General features: G+C 69.8%; 18 protein-coding genes. 3 read left to right on the top strand and 15 right to left on the bottom strand.

Translation table 11 applies throughout. From position 1 onward, the window contains the following. Positions 1 to 539: class I adenylate-forming enzyme family protein (locus IE209_RS33705; RefSeq protein WP_229882638.1), on the top strand; the 539-nt coding region annotated here is incomplete at its 5' end. A 3-nt stretch (positions 540 to 542) separates the two neighbouring features. Here the strand turns inward: IE209_RS33705 and mnmH are convergent. Next, entirely contained in the window at positions 543 to 1646 is a 1104-nt protein-coding gene (mnmH, locus tag IE209_RS01505) for a tRNA 2-selenouridine(34) synthase MnmH (RefSeq protein WP_189685257.1), read from the bottom strand. 129 nt (positions 1647 to 1775) lie between these two features. Between mnmH and IE209_RS01500 the strand changes: the two genes are divergently transcribed. Together IE209_RS01500 and IE209_RS01495 are read left to right on the top strand one after the other, a co-directional pair. Further along, complete coding sequence (locus tag IE209_RS01500) at positions 1776 to 3101, top strand: C4-dicarboxylate transporter DctA (RefSeq protein WP_189685256.1); 1326 nt, start codon at positions 1776 to 1778, stop codon at positions 3099 to 3101. 4 nt (positions 3102 to 3105) lie between these two features. After that, positions 3106 to 3792 carry a GntR family transcriptional regulator gene (locus IE209_RS01495; RefSeq protein ID WP_189685255.1) on the top strand — a complete coding sequence of 229 codons (687 nt, stop codon included), beginning with the start codon at positions 3106 to 3108 and terminating at the stop codon, positions 3790 to 3792. Here the strand turns inward: IE209_RS01495 and IE209_RS01490 are convergent. From IE209_RS01490 to IE209_RS01425, 14 genes are all read right to left on the bottom strand, one after another. After that, on the bottom strand, positions 3789 to 4379 hold the full coding sequence (locus IE209_RS01490; RefSeq protein WP_189685254.1) for a class I SAM-dependent methyltransferase: 591 nt from the start codon (positions 4377 to 4379) through the stop codon (positions 3789 to 3791). The two genes, IE209_RS01495 and IE209_RS01490, sit on opposite strands and share 4 nt — an antisense overlap. Positions 4380 to 4382: 3 nt before the next feature. Next, complete coding sequence (locus IE209_RS01485) at positions 4383 to 4928, bottom strand: DUF4256 domain-containing protein (RefSeq protein WP_189685253.1); 546 nt, start codon at positions 4926 to 4928, stop codon at positions 4383 to 4385. Continuing rightward, positions 4925 to 5830: a PaaI family thioesterase gene (locus tag IE209_RS01480; RefSeq protein ID WP_189685252.1), complete on the bottom strand. Its 906-nt coding sequence runs from the start codon at positions 5828 to 5830 to the stop codon at positions 4925 to 4927. Before IE209_RS01480 ends, IE209_RS01485 begins: the two co-directional genes overlap by 4 nt. A 56-nt stretch (positions 5831 to 5886) precedes the next feature. Beyond that, positions 5887 to 6360, bottom strand: coding sequence for a DUF2127 domain-containing protein (locus IE209_RS01475; protein WP_189685251.1), 474 nt, complete (start codon positions 6358 to 6360; stop codon positions 5887 to 5889). Then, positions 6354 to 7568 (bottom strand): cyclic di-GMP phosphodiesterase, encoded by a 1215-nt coding sequence (locus tag IE209_RS01470; RefSeq protein WP_189685484.1) that lies wholly within the window; start codon positions 7566 to 7568, stop codon positions 6354 to 6356. The genes IE209_RS01475 and IE209_RS01470 overlap by 7 nt, the downstream gene beginning before the upstream one ends. Before the next feature lie 46 nt (positions 7569 to 7614). Continuing rightward, positions 7615 to 8415 (bottom strand): enoyl-CoA hydratase-related protein, encoded by an 801-nt coding sequence (locus IE209_RS01465; protein WP_189685250.1) that lies wholly within the window; start codon positions 8413 to 8415, stop codon positions 7615 to 7617. Positions 8416 to 8612: 197 nt separating this feature from the next. Beyond that, the gene (locus tag IE209_RS01460) at positions 8613 to 9818 is read right to left on the bottom strand and encodes an ABC transporter substrate-binding protein (RefSeq protein ID WP_189685249.1); all 1206 of its coding nucleotides are present in this window, start codon (positions 9816 to 9818) and stop codon (positions 8613 to 8615) included. A gap of 31 nt (positions 9819 to 9849) precedes the next feature. After that, complete coding sequence (locus IE209_RS01455) at positions 9850 to 11127, bottom strand: acyl-CoA dehydrogenase family protein (RefSeq protein ID WP_189685248.1); 1278 nt, start codon at positions 11125 to 11127, stop codon at positions 9850 to 9852. After that, positions 11124 to 11486, bottom strand: a complete 363-nt coding sequence (locus tag IE209_RS01450) for a DUF6285 domain-containing protein (protein WP_189685247.1) — start codon at positions 11484 to 11486, stop codon at positions 11124 to 11126. Before IE209_RS01450 ends, IE209_RS01455 begins: the two co-directional genes overlap by 4 nt. Beyond that, positions 11486 to 12481, bottom strand: a complete 996-nt coding sequence (locus tag IE209_RS01445; protein ID WP_229882636.1) for a phosphotransferase family protein — start codon at positions 12479 to 12481, stop codon at positions 11486 to 11488. The genes IE209_RS01450 and IE209_RS01445 overlap by 1 nt, the downstream gene beginning before the upstream one ends. Beyond that, on the bottom strand, positions 12471 to 13493 hold the full coding sequence (locus IE209_RS01440) for a branched-chain amino acid ABC transporter permease (RefSeq protein WP_189685246.1): 1023 nt from the start codon (positions 13491 to 13493) through the stop codon (positions 12471 to 12473). Before IE209_RS01440 ends, IE209_RS01445 begins: the two co-directional genes overlap by 11 nt. Before the next feature lie 5 nt (positions 13494 to 13498). Next, positions 13499 to 14371: a branched-chain amino acid ABC transporter permease gene (locus IE209_RS01435; RefSeq protein ID WP_145544983.1), complete on the bottom strand. Its 873-nt coding sequence runs from the start codon at positions 14369 to 14371 to the stop codon at positions 13499 to 13501. 5 nt (positions 14372 to 14376) lie between these two features. Beyond that, a complete protein-coding gene (locus tag IE209_RS01430) occupies positions 14377 to 15093 on the bottom strand; it encodes an ABC transporter ATP-binding protein (protein WP_189685245.1) in 717 nt (238 codons plus the stop codon). Continuing rightward, positions 15090 to 15890: an ABC transporter ATP-binding protein gene (locus tag IE209_RS01425; RefSeq protein WP_189685244.1), complete on the bottom strand. Its 801-nt coding sequence runs from the start codon at positions 15888 to 15890 to the stop codon at positions 15090 to 15092. Before IE209_RS01425 ends, IE209_RS01430 begins: the two co-directional genes overlap by 4 nt. Positions 15891 to 15941: the final 51 nt, after the last annotated feature.

The raw sequence follows: 15941 nt of genomic DNA, 5'->3' as shown, positions 1-15941 counted from the left end.
CCATCGCCGAGGTACGGATCGTCGACCGCGAAGGCCGCCCCGTGCCCAACGGCACCGTGGGCGAGATCGCCGCGCGCGGCCCCATGGTCATGCAGGGCTACTGGAACAAGCCCGCGCAGACCGCCGAGGTGCTGAAGGGTGGCTGGATGCACACGGGCGACGGCGGTGTGATGGACGAGGACGGCTTCGTCTACGTGGTCGACCGGCTCAAGGACATGGTGGTCACCGGCGGCGAGAACGTCTACTCGGCCGAGGTCGAGAACGCCATCGCGCAGCTGCCGCAAGTGTCCATGTGCGCGGTGATCGGCGTGCCCGACGCGCAATGGGGCGAGCGCGTGCACGCCGTGGTGGTGCTGCGCGCCGGCCAGGCGCTGACGGCGGAGGCACTCATCGCGCACTGCAAGACCTTGATCGCGGGCTACAAGTGCCCGCGCAGCGTGGAGTTCGTCGACGCGATCCCGCTGTCGCCGGCGGGCAAGCTGCTCAAGTACAAGCTGCGCGAGCAGCACTGGGCCGGGCGCGACCGCAAGGTCGCTTGACCCTCAGCGCGGCGCCAGCCGCTCGCGCAGCCAGTTCAGCACGGCCGCGCGCTCGCCCTCGAACACCACGCGCTCAGCCCGGCTCTGGCGCTGGTAGGCGTACATGGGGTCGTAGTACTGGCGCATCAGCACCGCGATCCATGCGCGGTGGCCGTCGACACGGCCACTGTCCAGCTGCTCGGCCAGCGCCTCTTGCATGACGCCCTGCAGCCGCTGGTACTGCGCGCCGCCCAGCCGCTTGGCCAGCCGGGCCAGGCTTTCCAGCAACCGGGCCGCGAAGCGCTCGGCGCCCTGCTCGGCGCCATGCACGGCGATGAAATCGGCGGCCTGCTGAACCACGTAGTCGCTGAGGATGCGGTCCAAGCGGGCCTCGAAGCTGTCGGTCAGGCAGACCAGCGGCGCCTGCTCCAGGCGCAGCCGCAGTTCCAGCGGCACCGAGCAGGTGCCCACGTGCCGGCCCTCGTCCTCCACCACGAACTGCTGCTGCCCTGCGGCGCGCTGGCGCAGGATGTCCACGGCGAGCCGGTTCTCGAAATCGATCTGCGCCGGCTGCGCCGTGGCGCGCGCGCCAAAGCTGGAGCCGCGGTGGTTGGCATGGCCCTCCAGATCCAGGCCGCCGGCCAGCGCCGCCAGCAATTCGGTCTTGCCGGTGCCGGTCAGCCCGCTCAGCACGAAGAAGCCGCACTGCGCCGCCGCCTCCTGCGTGGTCTGCAACAGGAAGCCGCGCATGGCCTTGTAGCCGCCCTCCACGCGCGGGTAGGCGATGCCGGCCTCGGCCTGCAGCCACTGCTGCACGATCTGCGAGCGCAGGCCGCCGCGGAAGCAGTACAGCACGCCCTCGGGATGGGCCTGGGCGAACGCAGCCCAGGCCGCGATGCGTTCGCGCTTGGTGGCGCCCGACACGAGGCGGTGGCCCAGCGCGATGGCGGCCTGCTGGCCTTGCTGCTTGTAGCAGGTGCCGACCTGCTGGCGCTCGCCGTCGTCCATCAGCGGGCGGTTGACCACACCCGGGAACGCGCCCTGCGCGAATTCGACCGGGGCGCGCACGTCCATCATGGGCACGGCGTTCAGGAACAGGGAGCGGTAGTCGGCAAACGTGGCGGGCATCGGCGCATTCTCGCGCCGCGCCGGCCCGGCCCTCCTTCTCATGGATAACCCGGTGTCGCTCGCAACGGCATCTTGTCTATATTTCTTGCATGCAAGATCAGCACGGTCTTGCATCCAACAGGAGCTGCCATGCGCTTTTTCCGTTCCCTCTTCGGCCAGGTCGTGATCGCGCTGGTGGTCGGCACCACGCTGGGCCTGGTCCATCCCGAGATCGCCGTCCAGCTCAAGCCGCTGGGCGATGCCTTCATCAAGCTGATCAAGATGATCATCCCGATGCTGGTGTTCTGCGTCGTGGTGCACGGCATCGCGGGCGCGGGTGACTTGAAGCGCGTGGGCCGCGTGGGCGTCAAGGCGCTGATCTACTTCGAGGTGCTGACCACGCTGGCCCTGGTGCTGGGCCTGGTGCTGGGCTACTGGTTCGAGCCCGGCGTGGGCATGAACGTGGACCCCAAGGCGCTGGACCCGACCGCCATGGCGGCCTATGCCAGCAACGCCGACAAGCTGACCAGCGGCGGCACGGTGGACTTCCTCATGAAGCTAATCCCCACCACCGTGGTCAACGCCTTCGCCACGGGCGACGTGCTGCAGGTGCTGCTGTTCGCCGTGCTGTTCGGCTGCGCGCTGGCGCTGCTGGGCGATGTCGGCCGGCCCGTCGCGCAACTGGTGGACACGCTGTCCCTGGTGCTGTTCAAGATCATGGGCATCCTGATCAAGCTGGCGCCGCTGGGCGTGCTGGGCGCCATCGCGTTCACGGTCGGCAAGTACGGCGTGGGCTCGCTCAAGCAGCTGGGCATGCTGGTCGCGCTGTTCTACGTGGCCGTGCTGCTGTTCGTGTCCGTGGTGCTGGGCACGGTGATGCGCATCTCGGGCTTCAGCCTGTGGAAGCTGCTGCGCTACCTGCGCGAGGAACTGGCCGTGGTGTTCGCCACCACGTCCTCCGACAGCGTGCTGCCGCAGATCATGGCCAAGCTGCGCCGCATGGGCATCCGCGACTCCACCGTGGGCCTGGTGATCCCCACGGGCTACTCGTTCAACCTCGACGCGTTCTCGATCTACATCACGCTGGCCGCGGTCTTCATCGCCCAGGCTACCAACACCCCGGTCAGCATGACCGACCTGCTGGCCATCCTGGCCGTGGCGCTGGTCACCTCCAAGGGCGCGCACGGCGTGCCAGGCTCGGCCATCGTGGTGCTGGCCGCCACGCTGCACGCCATCCCCGCGATCCCGGCCATCGGCCTGGTGCTGGTGCTGTCGGTGGACTGGTTCATGGGCATCGCGCGCGCCCTGGGCAACCTGATCGGCAACTGCGTGGCCACCGTGGCCGTGGCGGCCTGGGAGGGCGACATCGACCGGGCCCGCGCGCATGCGGTGCTGAACGGCGAGCCGGTCGAGGACGACGTGCCGGCATCGCCGGATGCCGCACCGGCCTACCCGGGACGCGCTGCTGCACACTAGCGCGATGTCCCACGAAGTCAGCCCCACGACCATCGCCGAGCGCGTGGTCCAGTCCATCCTCGCGCAAAAGCTCGCCCCGGGCGAGCGGCTCGGCGAGCAGCAGCTGGCCGACCTGTTCGGCGTGAGCCGCACCATGGTGCGCGAGGCGCTCATGCAACTGCAGGCGCGCGGCTTCGTCGAGGTGCAACCCAAGCGCGGCTGGTACGTGGTGCAGCCCTCGGCCGAGGAGGCGCGCGACGCCTTCGCGGCGCGGCGCATCGTCGAATCCGGCATCCTGGCCGCCGAGGGCAAACCGCTGGCCCAGACCATCCGCGCACTGCGCCAGCACATCGTCCAGGAGCAGCAGGCCATCGAGGGCGCCGATGCCGCCACGCGCGCCTTCCTGCTGGCCGACTTCCACGTCTGCCTGGCCCAGGAGATGGGCCACCGGCTGCTGTCGGACGTGCTGCGCGACCTGACGGCCCGCACCACACTGGCCGCCACGCTCTACCAGTCGCGCCACGACGCGGGCCAGTCCTGCGCCGAGCATGCCGCCATCGTCGCCGCCATGGAACGCGGCGACATGGGCGAGGCGCGCCGGCGCATGCTGGACCACATCGACAACGTCGAAGAGGCCTTGCAGACCGAGCAGGCCGAGCTCTCGCAGGCCGACCGGCTGCGCGCGACGCTGTCGCCGCTGGCCTTGCCTTAACTCCCTGCGGTTGCCGCGCGGCGCAGCACGGTTTCCCAGAGCGCCTTGCTGCGCAGGTACTTGCGCGTGTGCAGGTGCTCCTGCGCGATGCGCTCCCAGCCGGACGCGAACAGCCGGTCCAGGTCGGCCGCATCGAAGAAGCGCTTGGGCTGGCCGTCCACGCGGTAGTAGTGCGGTTCGATCGCGGGATGGCCGGTTGCGCCGAAATGCCGGTCTTCGGTCGAATTGAGCCGGCACAGCAGCAGGCCGCCGGGCCGCAGCGTGCGGTGCACCCGTTCCACCAGCGCCAATGTTTCCTGCCACGGGAAGTAGTGCAGGCTCAGGCTCGCCACCACGGCGCCGGCCGTGCCGGCGCCAAGCGGAAACGGGTCGCGGATGTCCTGGCAGCGGATGTCGGCGGCCGGTGCGCGCCGCCGGGCGGCGGCGACGGCGTCCGCCGAAATGTCGAAGGCCCTCACGTCCAGGCCGGCCGCCGTCAGCGTGGCCGTGTCGTCGCCCGGGCCGCAGCCGATCTCCAGCACGGGCATGTCGGCCGCTTGTTCGCGCAGCAGGGGCAGCCAGCGCTGCAGCCAGTGATCGGACAGCATGGCCTACACCTGCAGCAGGCCGCGAAAGCCGCGCGCCGCGTAGTACGACTGCGCGCCGTTGTGGTAGACGAAGACCTGGCCGTAGCGCCGGTCGCAGAACAATGCGCCCCCCAGTGCACGGATGGCGGGGGGCGTCTGCACCCAGCTGGAGGTCTTGAGGTCGAACTCGCCCAGTTGCTGCAGCGCGCGGTACTGGGTCTCGCTGAGCAGGGTGATGCCCATGGCTTCGGCCACGTCGGTGGCGCAGCCCTGGGGCTTGTTCTCCTTGCGCGCGTCGAGAGCCGCGCGGTCGAAGCACAGGCTGCGGCGCCCGCTGGGGCTCTCGGCCGCGCAGTCGCAAAACATGTAGCGGCCGCTCGCCGCATCCAGGCCGATCACGTCGGGCTCGCCGCCCGTGGCCTCCATGGCCTGCAGCGCATCGAGCGCGGCCGGGTTGGCGTCGAGCCGCGCCAGCACCTCGGTCCAGGCCAGGCCGGCATGCCGCTGCATGTGGGCCTGGAACCGCGCTTGCAAGGTCTGCAGCAGCGGCTTGCTTTCCTCGGCCTTCATGGGTTCGCCTCCGTCAACAGGAAATTGCCGCGCGCCACCGTGATCGGATGTTCAGGCCCCTTGCCCTGCCAGCAGCGCACCTGCACCAGCGCCACGCGCGCGCCCAGGCGCACGATCTCGCAGGCCGCGTAGGTGTCCTCGGGCCGCCCGCTGCGCAGGTAGTCGATCGAGAAGTCGATGCACTTGGGAAACTTGGCGCCGCCGATGGCCCCGATCAGGTGCAGCGTGGCCGCGCTCTCGGCGAAGCCCGCCACCACGCCGCCATGCAGGGCGGGCAGCTGCGGGTTGCCGATCAGCTTGGGCTGAAAGGGCAGGCGGTAGACCGGCGCGCTGCCGGGCTCGGCCTGGCGGATGCCCAGGTAGTCGGCGTAGGGGATGGCCATGCCATCCAGCACGGGCGCGTCGCCGGTCGGCGCGGCCCAGGAAGCGGCCTCGGCCGCCGCGGGGGCGGCCGGCCCAGCCGGGCGCCGCGCCGGCGTGGCCAGCATGAAGGCGGCCTGCACATGGGCCACCGGCTGCTCGGCCTCGGACTGCCAGACCGTGCCGCGCACGAAGGCCACGCTGGGCGTCATGCGGTAGCAGTGGGTCTCGCAATGCAGGTCCTGCCCCGGGCCGGCGCGGCGCAGGTAGTCCATGCGCAGGTCCAGCGTGGCAATGGGCTGGCGCTCGGTCAGCGCCGTGCCCACGGCCAGGCCGCAGCAGGAATCGGCCAACACGATCAGCGGGCCGGGGTGCAGCAGGCCGCGCGCCGGGTCGCCGATCCAGTCCGGCCGGTCCGGCAGCCGCATGGCGGCGCGGCCGACGCTGGCGGACGTGATCTCAAGGCCGATGTCGGCCATCTGGGGCGTGTGCGCAACGAAGCGGCGTTGCAGGGTTTCGATGGGAACGGGCAGGGCTTGCATCGCGGCGAGTATGCCGCCCGGCAGCGTGGCCGCAACCGCCCGGGTGTCCCGCCGGTTCAGGACCGCCAGCGCGGCCGCGCGCCGCGCTGGCGCAGCGCGCGCAGCATCAGCACCACAATGCCGGCATTGAGCAGCAGCAGCGCCGCGCTGAGCCAGCCCGGCCGGCGCAGCAATTCGGCCACCTCGAACGGCAGGTAGATGGCACCGCTGCCGGCCGCCAGCCATTCGGCCCAGGCCCGGCCGGTCCACAGGCCGTAGGCCTCGGCCAGGCGCAGCAGCGCGTAGGCCCCGGCGCCCAGGGCCAGCAGCGCCAGCCGCTGGTCCTGCAGGTGTTCGATGGCTTGCACGAAGACGTGCGGATAGCGCGCCGCCGGGTTCAGGTGCATGTGCTCCAGCAGCCGCAGCGCCAGCGCCTGCAGGTCGCGGTGGGCGAACACCAGCAGCCCGGAGGCACCGACGATGGCCAGCAGCCCCTTGGCGGCTTCGAACAGCGCCACGGTGCGCAGGGCGGGACGGGCCTGGCTCACCATGGCTGCACGGGAAAGCCCGCCCACAGTTCGTGCAGATCGGTGAAGTGCCACTGCGCCGGGTCCTCGCGCGCGACGATCTTCTCGTTCACGGTGCGCGACAGGTCCAGCACCTCGGGCACCAGGCGCAGCTGCGCCTTGGTCGAAAAGAAGATCTTGACCTTGGGCGTGGTCAGTGCCGGCGACTGCTCCACCACCACCGCGAGCCGGCCCGAACTGAGTTTCACGAGCGAGCCCACGGGGTAGATGCCCACGCTCTTGACGAAGGCCTGGAACAGCGACTTGTCGAAATGCCCGCCAGCCCATTCGGCCATGCGGCGCACCGCCTCGGACGGATCCCAGGCCTTCTTGTAAGGGCGGTCGGAGGTCACGGCGTCGTAGACGTCGCAGATCGCCGCCATGCGCGCGATGCGGCTGATGCCCTGGCCCTGCAGGCGGCCCGGATAGCCGCTGCCGTCCATCTTCTCGTGGTGGTGCAGGCACGCGTCCAGCACGGCCTCGCCCACGTCGCCGCAGGCCAGCAGCATGGCGTGGCCATGCACCGGGTGGCTGCGCACGATGTCGAACTCTTCGTCGGTCAGCTTGCCGGGCTTGTTCAGGATGGACAGCGGCACCTTGGCCTTGCCGATGTCGTGCAGCAGGCCGGCCAGGCCGGCGTCGCGCGTCTGCGCCTCGTCCAGGCCCAGCTGGGCGGCCAGCGACACCATCAGCGCGCAGACCGCGACCGAATGCATGTAGGTGTAGCTGTCGGCGGTCTTGAGCCGGGCCAGGCTGATCAGCGCGCCGGGGTTGCGCAGCACCGAATCGCAGACGTCCTCGACCAGCCCCCGGGCGGCCGACGAATCGGTCAGCCGCCCCATCCGCGCCTCTTCGAACACCGTGGTGATGCATTCGCGCGCCTGGCCGCAGAGCTTGACGGCGTTGCGCAGTTCCTCCTCCATGCCGGTCGCCGTGCGCCGCGAGGGCGTCGGCGTGGCCGCTTCCTGTGGCACGGCTTGCGCCGGCGTCGGGGCAGGCGGCGGCGCGGACAGCCTGCTGCGCGCCATGTCGATCCAGGCCGCCTGCACGCCGGAGGCGCGGATGCGCGCCAAATCCTCGGCGGATTCGAGCAGGAAGTTCTGACGCCAGAACGGATGGTCCATCCACGCACCGTCGAAACGCTGCAGGAACATGCCGAGGGTCAGGTCGGCGACGGGAACGCGCTTGAGCATGACGGCGCGCATTCTCGCCTATCCGGACTACATGTCCGAAAACTGATCAGTTTCTTGGAAAGATTGGATCTCTTTTCTCGCGAAACGCCTTCACACCCTCGGCGAACGAGGGCGCGTCGAGCAGCTCGCGCTGGCGTTCGGCCTCGTAGCGCATCTGCTCCACGAGCGAGACGCGGCCGGCCGAGTCGTAGGCCGCGCGCACCTCGCGCGCCGCATGGGCCGGCAGCTTGGCCAGGCGCTGGGCCAGGGCCAGGGCCTGGGCACGCAGCTCCGCATCCTCGACCACGGACCAGATGAGGCCCCATTGCGCGGCCTGCTCGGACGACAGCTTTTCGTTGAGCATGGTCATGCCGACGGCGCGGGCGCGGCCGACGAAGCGCTCGAGGAACCAGGTCGTGCCCAGGTCGGGCACGATGCCCAGCTTGGGCATGAAGGGCAGGTAGAAGTAGGCCGAGCGCGCGGCCACGACCACGTCGGCCGCCAGCGCGATGCCCACCCCGGCGCCGGCCGCCGGACCGTTGACGGCGCTGACCACAGGCATGGGCAGCGTGCGCAGGTCTTCGATGATGCGGTTTGACAGTGCCTCCATGGTCTCGTAGCTGGCCTGCCCGACCGAGGTGCCGTTGCCCGCCATGTTGCTGGACAGGTCGGCGCCCACGCAGAAGGCGCGGCCCGCGCCGGTCAGGACCAGAGCCGCAACGCTGCGGTCTTCGCGCAGCGCGGCCAGCCGCGCGCGCAGCGCGTGCTGCAGCTCGCGCGCGATCGGATTCAGCCGCTCGGGGATGTTCAGGCTGATGACGAGCACGTCGCCGTGGCGTTCTTCGAGCAGGGGGTTTTCGATGGTCATGGATACCTTTCAACTTTCGGTTGCACGAGCGCGCCGCACTGACGACGCTGGGCGGCACGCAAGCCGCCGTTCCGATGGCCGCGGAGCAGGCCATGCCAGCAGACGCGGCGCAACGGGCTCTGCCCGGGCGCTCGCGGCGCCCCCTGGAGGGGGGATGGGATTTCTACACGCAGTGAGAAATCCAAACGGGGGTTGTTTCATTTCAAACTCAGGACGGAACCGATGGGGTCGAGGTCGACCCCGTTGTAGCGCACGGGCTGCAGCGCGGCGAACACGTGCAGGTCCTGCGTGGAGGTGCTGATGCTGACGCCCGGCAGCAGCATCGCGATCCTGGGCTGCTTCAGACTGCTGGCGATGCGCCGTACGTTGTCGCGCGTGAGCTCGTCGCCGCACTCGCGCAGGATGTGGGCCATGAGCTGGCCCACCACATAGCCCGACACGCCCGAGGAGTTGTTCGGGTCCACACCGGGCGCATGGGTCTTGAGCAGGTTCAGGTAGGCCTGCATCTCGGGGTCGGCGGCCCAGCGCTTGGCAGCAGGCTCTTTCCAGGCCGACAGCGTGATCACGCCCTTGGCCTTGTCCGGCCCTGCCGGCTCCAGCGCCATCTTGACCGAAGAGCCCGCGAGATTGACGTAGCGGTCCGGCTCCCAGCCGAGCTCGGCCGCCTTGCGCAGGGCCTGGGCCACGGTGCGCGCCGTGGCGGCCAGCACCAGCACGTCGGCGCCGGCGGTCTTGAGCTGCACGATCTGCGAGTCCACCGTGGGATCGGTCACCTCGAAGCTGGCCTGGGCCACGAGCTTGGCGCTCTTGCCGGCCAGGCCCTGCTGCAGGCCCTTCTGGATCTCGCGGCCCAGATCGTCGTTCTGCATCAAGAGCGCCACCTTGGCCTCGGGCTTGTGGGCCAGGATGTGGGCCGCGAAGACACGGCCCTCGCCCTGGTAGCTGCCCAGGAAGGGCGAGGTCCAGGGGAACTTCTCGCCATCGTTGAACTGGCCGGCGCCGCTCTGCACGAACAGCTGCGGCACCTTCTTGGCGTTCATGTAGCGCTGGATCGCGAGGTTGGGCGCCGTGCCCAGGTTGCCGAACATGGCCAGGATCTGGTCCTGCTCGACCATGCGGCGCGCCACCTCCACGGTCTTGGGCGGCGAGTACTGGTCGTCGTAGATCAGCAGCTTGACCTTGCGGCCGTTGATGCCGCCCTGCTCGTTGAGTTGCTTGAAGTAGGCCTCGGCCACCTTGCCCACGATGGAATAGCCCGAGACCGGACCGGACAGCGGCATGGGCATGCCCAGCACGATCTCGGTGTCGCTGGCGCCGGGGTCGTATTTCTTCTGCGCGAGCGCCAGGCCCGGGGCCCACAGGGCCGCAGCGGCCAGGGTGATCTGTCGTCTGTTGATCTGCATGCGTGTCTCCTCGTTGCTCTGGTAGAACGAATCAGTGCTTGCCCGCGCCCATGTAGCCGAACAGGTGCCCGGCCACCTTGCGCATCTGGATTTCCTCGGAGCCTTCGGTGATGCGGTAGCGGCGGTGGTGGCGGTAGATGTGCTCGAAGGGCTTGTGGCGCGAGTAGCCCATGCCGCCGTGTACCTGCATGGCCCGGTCGGCCGCCTCGCAGACCAGCCGGTTCGCCCAGTAGTTGCACATGGAGACCTTGTCCGACAGCCGCTTCTCGACCTCGGGCTTGGGCATCTGGTCCATCTGCCAGGCGGTCTTGCGGATCAAGAGGCGCAGCATTTCCACCTGCGTCGCCAGTTCCACGAGCGGGAACTGGATGCCCTGGTTGCGCGCGAGCTCCTCGCCGAAGGGCTTGCGCTCGCGCGCATAGCGCACGCTCTCGCGCACGCAGTAGTCGGCTGCGCCCAGGCTGGAGGCGGCCTGGCGGATACGGTTCTCGTGCACGAAGTGCTGGGCGATGGCCAGGCCGCCGTCCAGCGGGCCCAGCAGCGCGTCTTCCGGCACCCAGACGTTGGTGAAGCTCACGCGCGGGTGGTCGGTCGGCATGTTGAAGGTCCAGAGGTATTCCTCGACCTTCACGCCCTCCGTCTTCGAGGGCACCAGCAGCGCGCTGATGCCCTTGGCCGCGCCGTCCACGCCACTGGTGCGCGCGAACACCAGGCAGTGCGTGGCGACGTGCATGCCCGTGGTCCACATCTTCTCGCCATCGATGCGAAAGCCAGCACGGCCGCCGCGCGTCTCGCGCACGGCGCGGGTTTCCATGTGGGTGGCGTCCGAGCCGTGGTTTGGCTCGGTCAGGCCGAAGGCGATCTTGAAGCGCTCGTCCAGCATGCCCTGCGTGAACTCCTGCTGCTGCGCCGGCGTGCCGAAGTCGCGCAGGATCAGCACGAAGGGGTTGTTGGCGACGATGGAATGCTCGTTCTGCAGGTCGTTGTGCAGGCCCAGGCCCTTGGACGCGAAGTGGTCGCGGATCACCGCCATCCACAGGTTGCTGCCGTCCCGGCCACCGAATTCCCTGGGCAGCGCGAAGCGCAGGTGGCCGGCGCGGTCGGCACGCCGGCGTGCCTCGCCCAGCAAGGCCTCCCATTCGTGGCGCGGCAGGCCGCCGTTCTCGAAATCGGTGCGCGCCCATTCGCGCCGGTGGTCGAAGAAGCGCTGGTTGTCGTCCTGCTGCTGCAGGGGGACGATCTCGCGTTCGATGAAGGCGTCGAGTTCGGCCAGGTAGGCCACGAGGTCGGCGGGAAGATCGAAGTTCATGGTTCGTCCGAATACCCTGGTTGGTCGATGGCGAGCTTGGCGGCCGTCGTGGCCTGCAGATGGGCCAGCAGGCCCGGGGTGGCGAGGTCCATGGCGCCCGCGGCGATGCGTTCGCACAGCAGGCGGTTGGCGGCCTCCAGCGCCGTCGGCGCACCGGCGCCCAGCAGTGCGCGCAATCCTTCCAGCTCGCGCGCCTGGGCGTCCGCGCCCTGCTCCACCTGGCGCTGCGCGATGGCCAGCGCATTGGCGGCCACGCGCACCTGGTAGGCCAGCGCGCCCTCGGTGGCGGGCAGCACGCGGTCACGCAGGAACTGCACCACGGCCTGCAGCAGCTCGGGCGCGTGCGGTCGATCCTGCATCAGCGGGTCTCCTCGGCCAGCAGGGCCAGCAGGTCGGATTCGGCTTCGGACGCGCGCCGGCCGATCGCGGCCTTCTCGAGTTCGGGTTCGGAGCCGTCGATCCAGGACTGCACCATGGACTCGCAGACGATGCCCCACTTGAGCGTGCCCAGCATCTCCCACCAGCGCAGCCGCGCCGCGTCGAGCCGGCCGCCGGCCTCCACATAGCCCGCGCAGAGCGCCTCGCGCGCGCCGAAGCCGCCGACCGGCAGCGCCTTGCCGCCGCCGAAGCGCCAGGAGCGCACGCAGATCCAGCCCAGGTCTTCCATGGGGTCGCCGAGGTGGGCCAGTTCCCAATCGAGCACGCCGCGCAGGCCGTCCGGACCGACCATGAGGTTGCCGTTGCGGAAGTCGCCATGGACGAGGACCGGCTGCGGCACATCGGGTGGTGCATGGCGCGCCAGCCATTGCAGCGCGAGCGCGAACACGGGCCGCACCGTGCCGTGGCTCTTGTGCAGTTCGGCCTGGAAGGCCAGCTCCGCCCGCGCGCAGGCCGTGCGCAAGGCCGGCAGCCGATCAGCGGCGAGGCCATGGATGCGCGCCATCGCGGCACCGCACTGCCGCGCCAACACGCCGCGGGCTTGCGCGAGCGCCGGATCGCGCACGATGCGCCGACCCAGCGTCTCGCCCTCCAGCCTGTCCATCACGAAGCCCCTGCCCGCCCCATCCTCGGGCCGCAGCACGTGTCGCACGGCCGGGGCCGGCACGCCGGCTGCGCGGGCGGCCGTGATCAAGGCCGCTTCGTTGGCCAGACCCGCCGCACCATGGTTGCGCCCCTTCTCCGCGGTGGCCGCGCGGCGCAGGATCAGTGCCTGGCCAGCGACCGTGAACGCCCAGGTCTGCTGGCTCGCGCCGCCCGACAGGCGGCGCAGATCCGCCACCGGGCCGCCCCCTGGCACCAGCCGCGGGGCCAGTGCCTGCAGGGCGTCCAGCAGCTGTTGCCGCTCATCCGGCACGGCCGAAGCGCGCCTGGATCTTGCGCAGCAGCCCGACCACACCACCCGGCATCACGAACATGAAGATGATCAGCACCACGCCGTAGACGGCCCAGGGCGCGGCCTTGGAGACTTTCTCGGCGAAGGTCGGCACGAACATGATGAAGATGGCGCCGAAGATCGCGCCGTACAGCGTGCCCACGCCGCCGACCACGATGCCCACGAGCAGCGAGATCGACAGGAACAGCGTGAACGAGTCCGGCGCGACGAACTGCACCGCGATGGCCGACAGCGCGCCGCCCACGCCCGTGAACGCAGCCGATACGCCGAAGGTCATGGCCTTGTAGTGGCTGTTGTCCACGCCCATGGCCTCGGCCGCCATGGCGTGGTCGCGGATCGCGCGCATGGCACGGCCGCTGCCGCTTTCCAGCAGGTTGTAGGCGATCACGAACATGACCACCGTGACGATCAGCGAGAACAGGTAGACCCACTGGTCCTCGGTGAGCGGCAGGCCGAACGGCGCGCCCGGCTTCATGAGCACGATGCCCTGCACGCCGCCCGTCCACTGCTCCAGGTGCTTGTACTTGAGCAGCTGCGGCATCGCCACGCCCAGCGCGAAGGTGGCCAGCGCCAGGTACAGGCCTTCGAGCTTCAAGGCGGGCCGGCCGAACAGGTAGCCTACGACCAGGCAGACCACGGCCGCCGAGGGCACCGTGAGGAAGTAGGGCATGCTCGCGTGCTCCATCAGGATGCCCGTGGTGTAGGCGCCGATGGCGTAGAAGGCACCGTGGCCCAGCGAGATCTGGCCGTTGTAGCCGGTCAGGATGTTCAGGCCCAGGAGCGCGATCGCGTACGACAGCACCATGGTGGCCTGGAACAGCTGGTAGCCCTTGAGCACGAAGGTCAGCGCGATGGCCAGCAGCACCAGCAGGCCGACCCAGACCAGGGTCTTGCGCGAGGCGGGTGCCTGGGCTGCAGCAGCCGGCGCGGCGACCGGCGCGATCGGCAAAGCGGAAGAGACTTGCGTGTTCATGGCGTTCAGACCCGCGTGACGATGGTGCGGCCCATGAGGCCCGACGGTTTGACGATGAGCACGCCCACGATCAGCACGAGCGCGACCGACAGCTTGAGTTCGGTGCCTACCACGTAGGTGCCGATCAGGTTCTCCAGCACGCCGACGATGAAGCCGCCCAGCACGGCGCCCACCGGGTTGTCGATGCCGCCGATCAGCGCGCCCGCGAAGGCGTAGAGCAGCACGCCGCTCATCATGTGCGGGTCCAGGAACACGACCGGCGCGACCATCATGCCGGCCACGGCGCCGATGGCGCCGGCCAGGCCCCAGCCCAGCATCAGCATGCGGCCCACGTTGATGCCGACCAGGCGCGAGGACGCCGCGTTCTGCGCCGCAGCGCGCATGGCCAGGCCCAGCGGCGTGAAGCGGAAAAAGCTGAACAGCAGGGCCACCACACACAGCGTGACGAAGATCGCGCCGACCTCGTGCGCCGACATCAGCGAGCTGGCGAACCAGGCGTCCGACGGGAAGGGGCTCGGGAACTGCTTGATGGTGTAGCCGAACAGCCAGCCGGCCAGGCTGTGGAAGATCACCAGCAGGCCGATGAAGACCACGACGACCGCGAGCACGGGCTTGTCGTGCATGGGCCGGATCACGGTGAACTCGACCACGGCCGCGAGGATGAAGGACAGCACCACGGTCGCCACGAAGGCGGCCCAGTAGGGCAGGCCGGCCTGCATGAGGCTCCAGGCGATGAAGGTGGAGAACATCGCCATCTCGCCCTGGGCGAAGTTGATGTGGTGCGTGGCCTGGTAGATCATGACCAGGGCCAGCGCCACGCTGGCGTAGATGCCGCCCGTGGCCAGGCCCGCCAGCAGCTGGTGGATGAAGGCGTCCATGTCTCTCACTCTCCCAGGTAGGCGCGGCGCACCGCGTCGTTGCTGCGGATCTCGGCCGAGGGGCCGGACAGCACGATGCGGCCGGTCTCGATCAGGTAGGCGGTGCTGGCCAGGGCCAAAGCGAGCTTGGCGTTCTGCTCGACCAGCAGGATGGACACGCCCTCCTCCTGGTTGATGCGGCGCATGATGGAGAAGATGTCCTTCACGATCAGCGGCGCCAGGCCGAAGGACGGCTCGTCCAGCAGCAGCAGGCGCGGCTTGCCCATCAGCGCGCGGCCGATGGCCAGCATCTGCTGCTCGCCGCCCGACAGCGTGCCGGCCTGCTGGGCGCGGCGCTCCTTCAGGCGCGGGAAGTAGCCGTAGATGCGTTCCATGTCGGCCTCGGCGCCCGTCCGGCTGGCCCGGGCGTAGGCGCCCAGGCGCAGGTTCTCCTCGGTCGTGAGGCCCAGGAAGGTGCCGCGGCCATCGGGCACATGGCCCACGCCGGCCTTGGCGATCTGCTCGGTGGCGCGGCCGTCGATGCGCTGGCCGGCCAGGGTGATGCTGCCCTGGGTGCTGACCATCATCTGGCACAGCGCGCGCAGCGTGGTGGTCTTGCCGGCGCCGTTGGCGCCCAGCAGGGCCACGACCTCGCCCTGCGCCACGTCGAGGTCGATGCCCTGCAGCACGCGCGTGGGACCGTAGGCGGCATGCAGGCCGCGGACTTCCAGGAGTTTCGTCATGCCGCTTCCGTTTCCTCTTCACCCAGGTACGCCCGGATCACTTCGGGATGCGCGCGCACCTGCTCCGGCGTGCCCTCGGCGATCTTCTTGCCGAAGTTCAGTGCGACCACCTTGTCGGAGACACCCATCACCAGGCTCATGTGGTGCTCCACCAGCAGCACGGTGACGCGGCGCCGGTTGCGGATGTCCAGGATCAGTTCGCCCAGGCTTTCCAGCTCCTCGTGGTTGAGCCCGCAGGCCGGCTCGTCGAGCAGCAGCAGCTGCGGCTCCGACGCCAGCGCGCGCGCCAGTTCCACGCGCTTTTGCGTGCCGAACGGCAGGTCGGCCACGGTGCGCTCGGCGACCGGCCCCAACTCCAGGAAATCGATGAGTTCGCGCGCCCGTGCCAGCGCGTCGGCCTCGATGCGGGCCACGCCGGGCAGCCGGAAGGCGTTGCGCAGAAAGCCCGCGTGGTGCTTGCTGTGGCAGCCGATCAGCACGTTCTCGAGCACGGTCATGGTGCGGAACAGCGCCAGGTTCTGGAAGGTGCGGCCGATGCCCAGGCCGGCCATCTTGTGGCGCGGCAGGCTGGCCAGGGGCTGGCCCTCGAACTCGATGCGGCCGCTGCTGAAGGTGTACAGCCGCGACAGGCAGTTGAACAGCGTGCTCTTGCCGGCGCCGTTGGGGCCGATCAGCCCGCAGATCTGGCCGCGCGCGACGTCGAACGAGACGCCGTCCAGCGCCACGATGCCGCCGAAGCGCACCGTCACGCCCTCGATGTGCAGCAGGGGTTTGTCTCCACGATGGTCTTGTGCCATGCGTCGGTCCTTCGTTCTTGTGGTTCGAAAACGGCGGGCGCTGCTGCGCAC

This window comes from Pseudorhodoferax aquiterrae, assembly GCF_014652235.1.
Taxonomy (GTDB): domain Bacteria; phylum Pseudomonadota; class Gammaproteobacteria; order Burkholderiales; family Burkholderiaceae_C; genus Pseudorhodoferax; species Pseudorhodoferax aquiterrae.
This window is presented reverse-complemented; position numbering and strand designations above follow the sequence as displayed.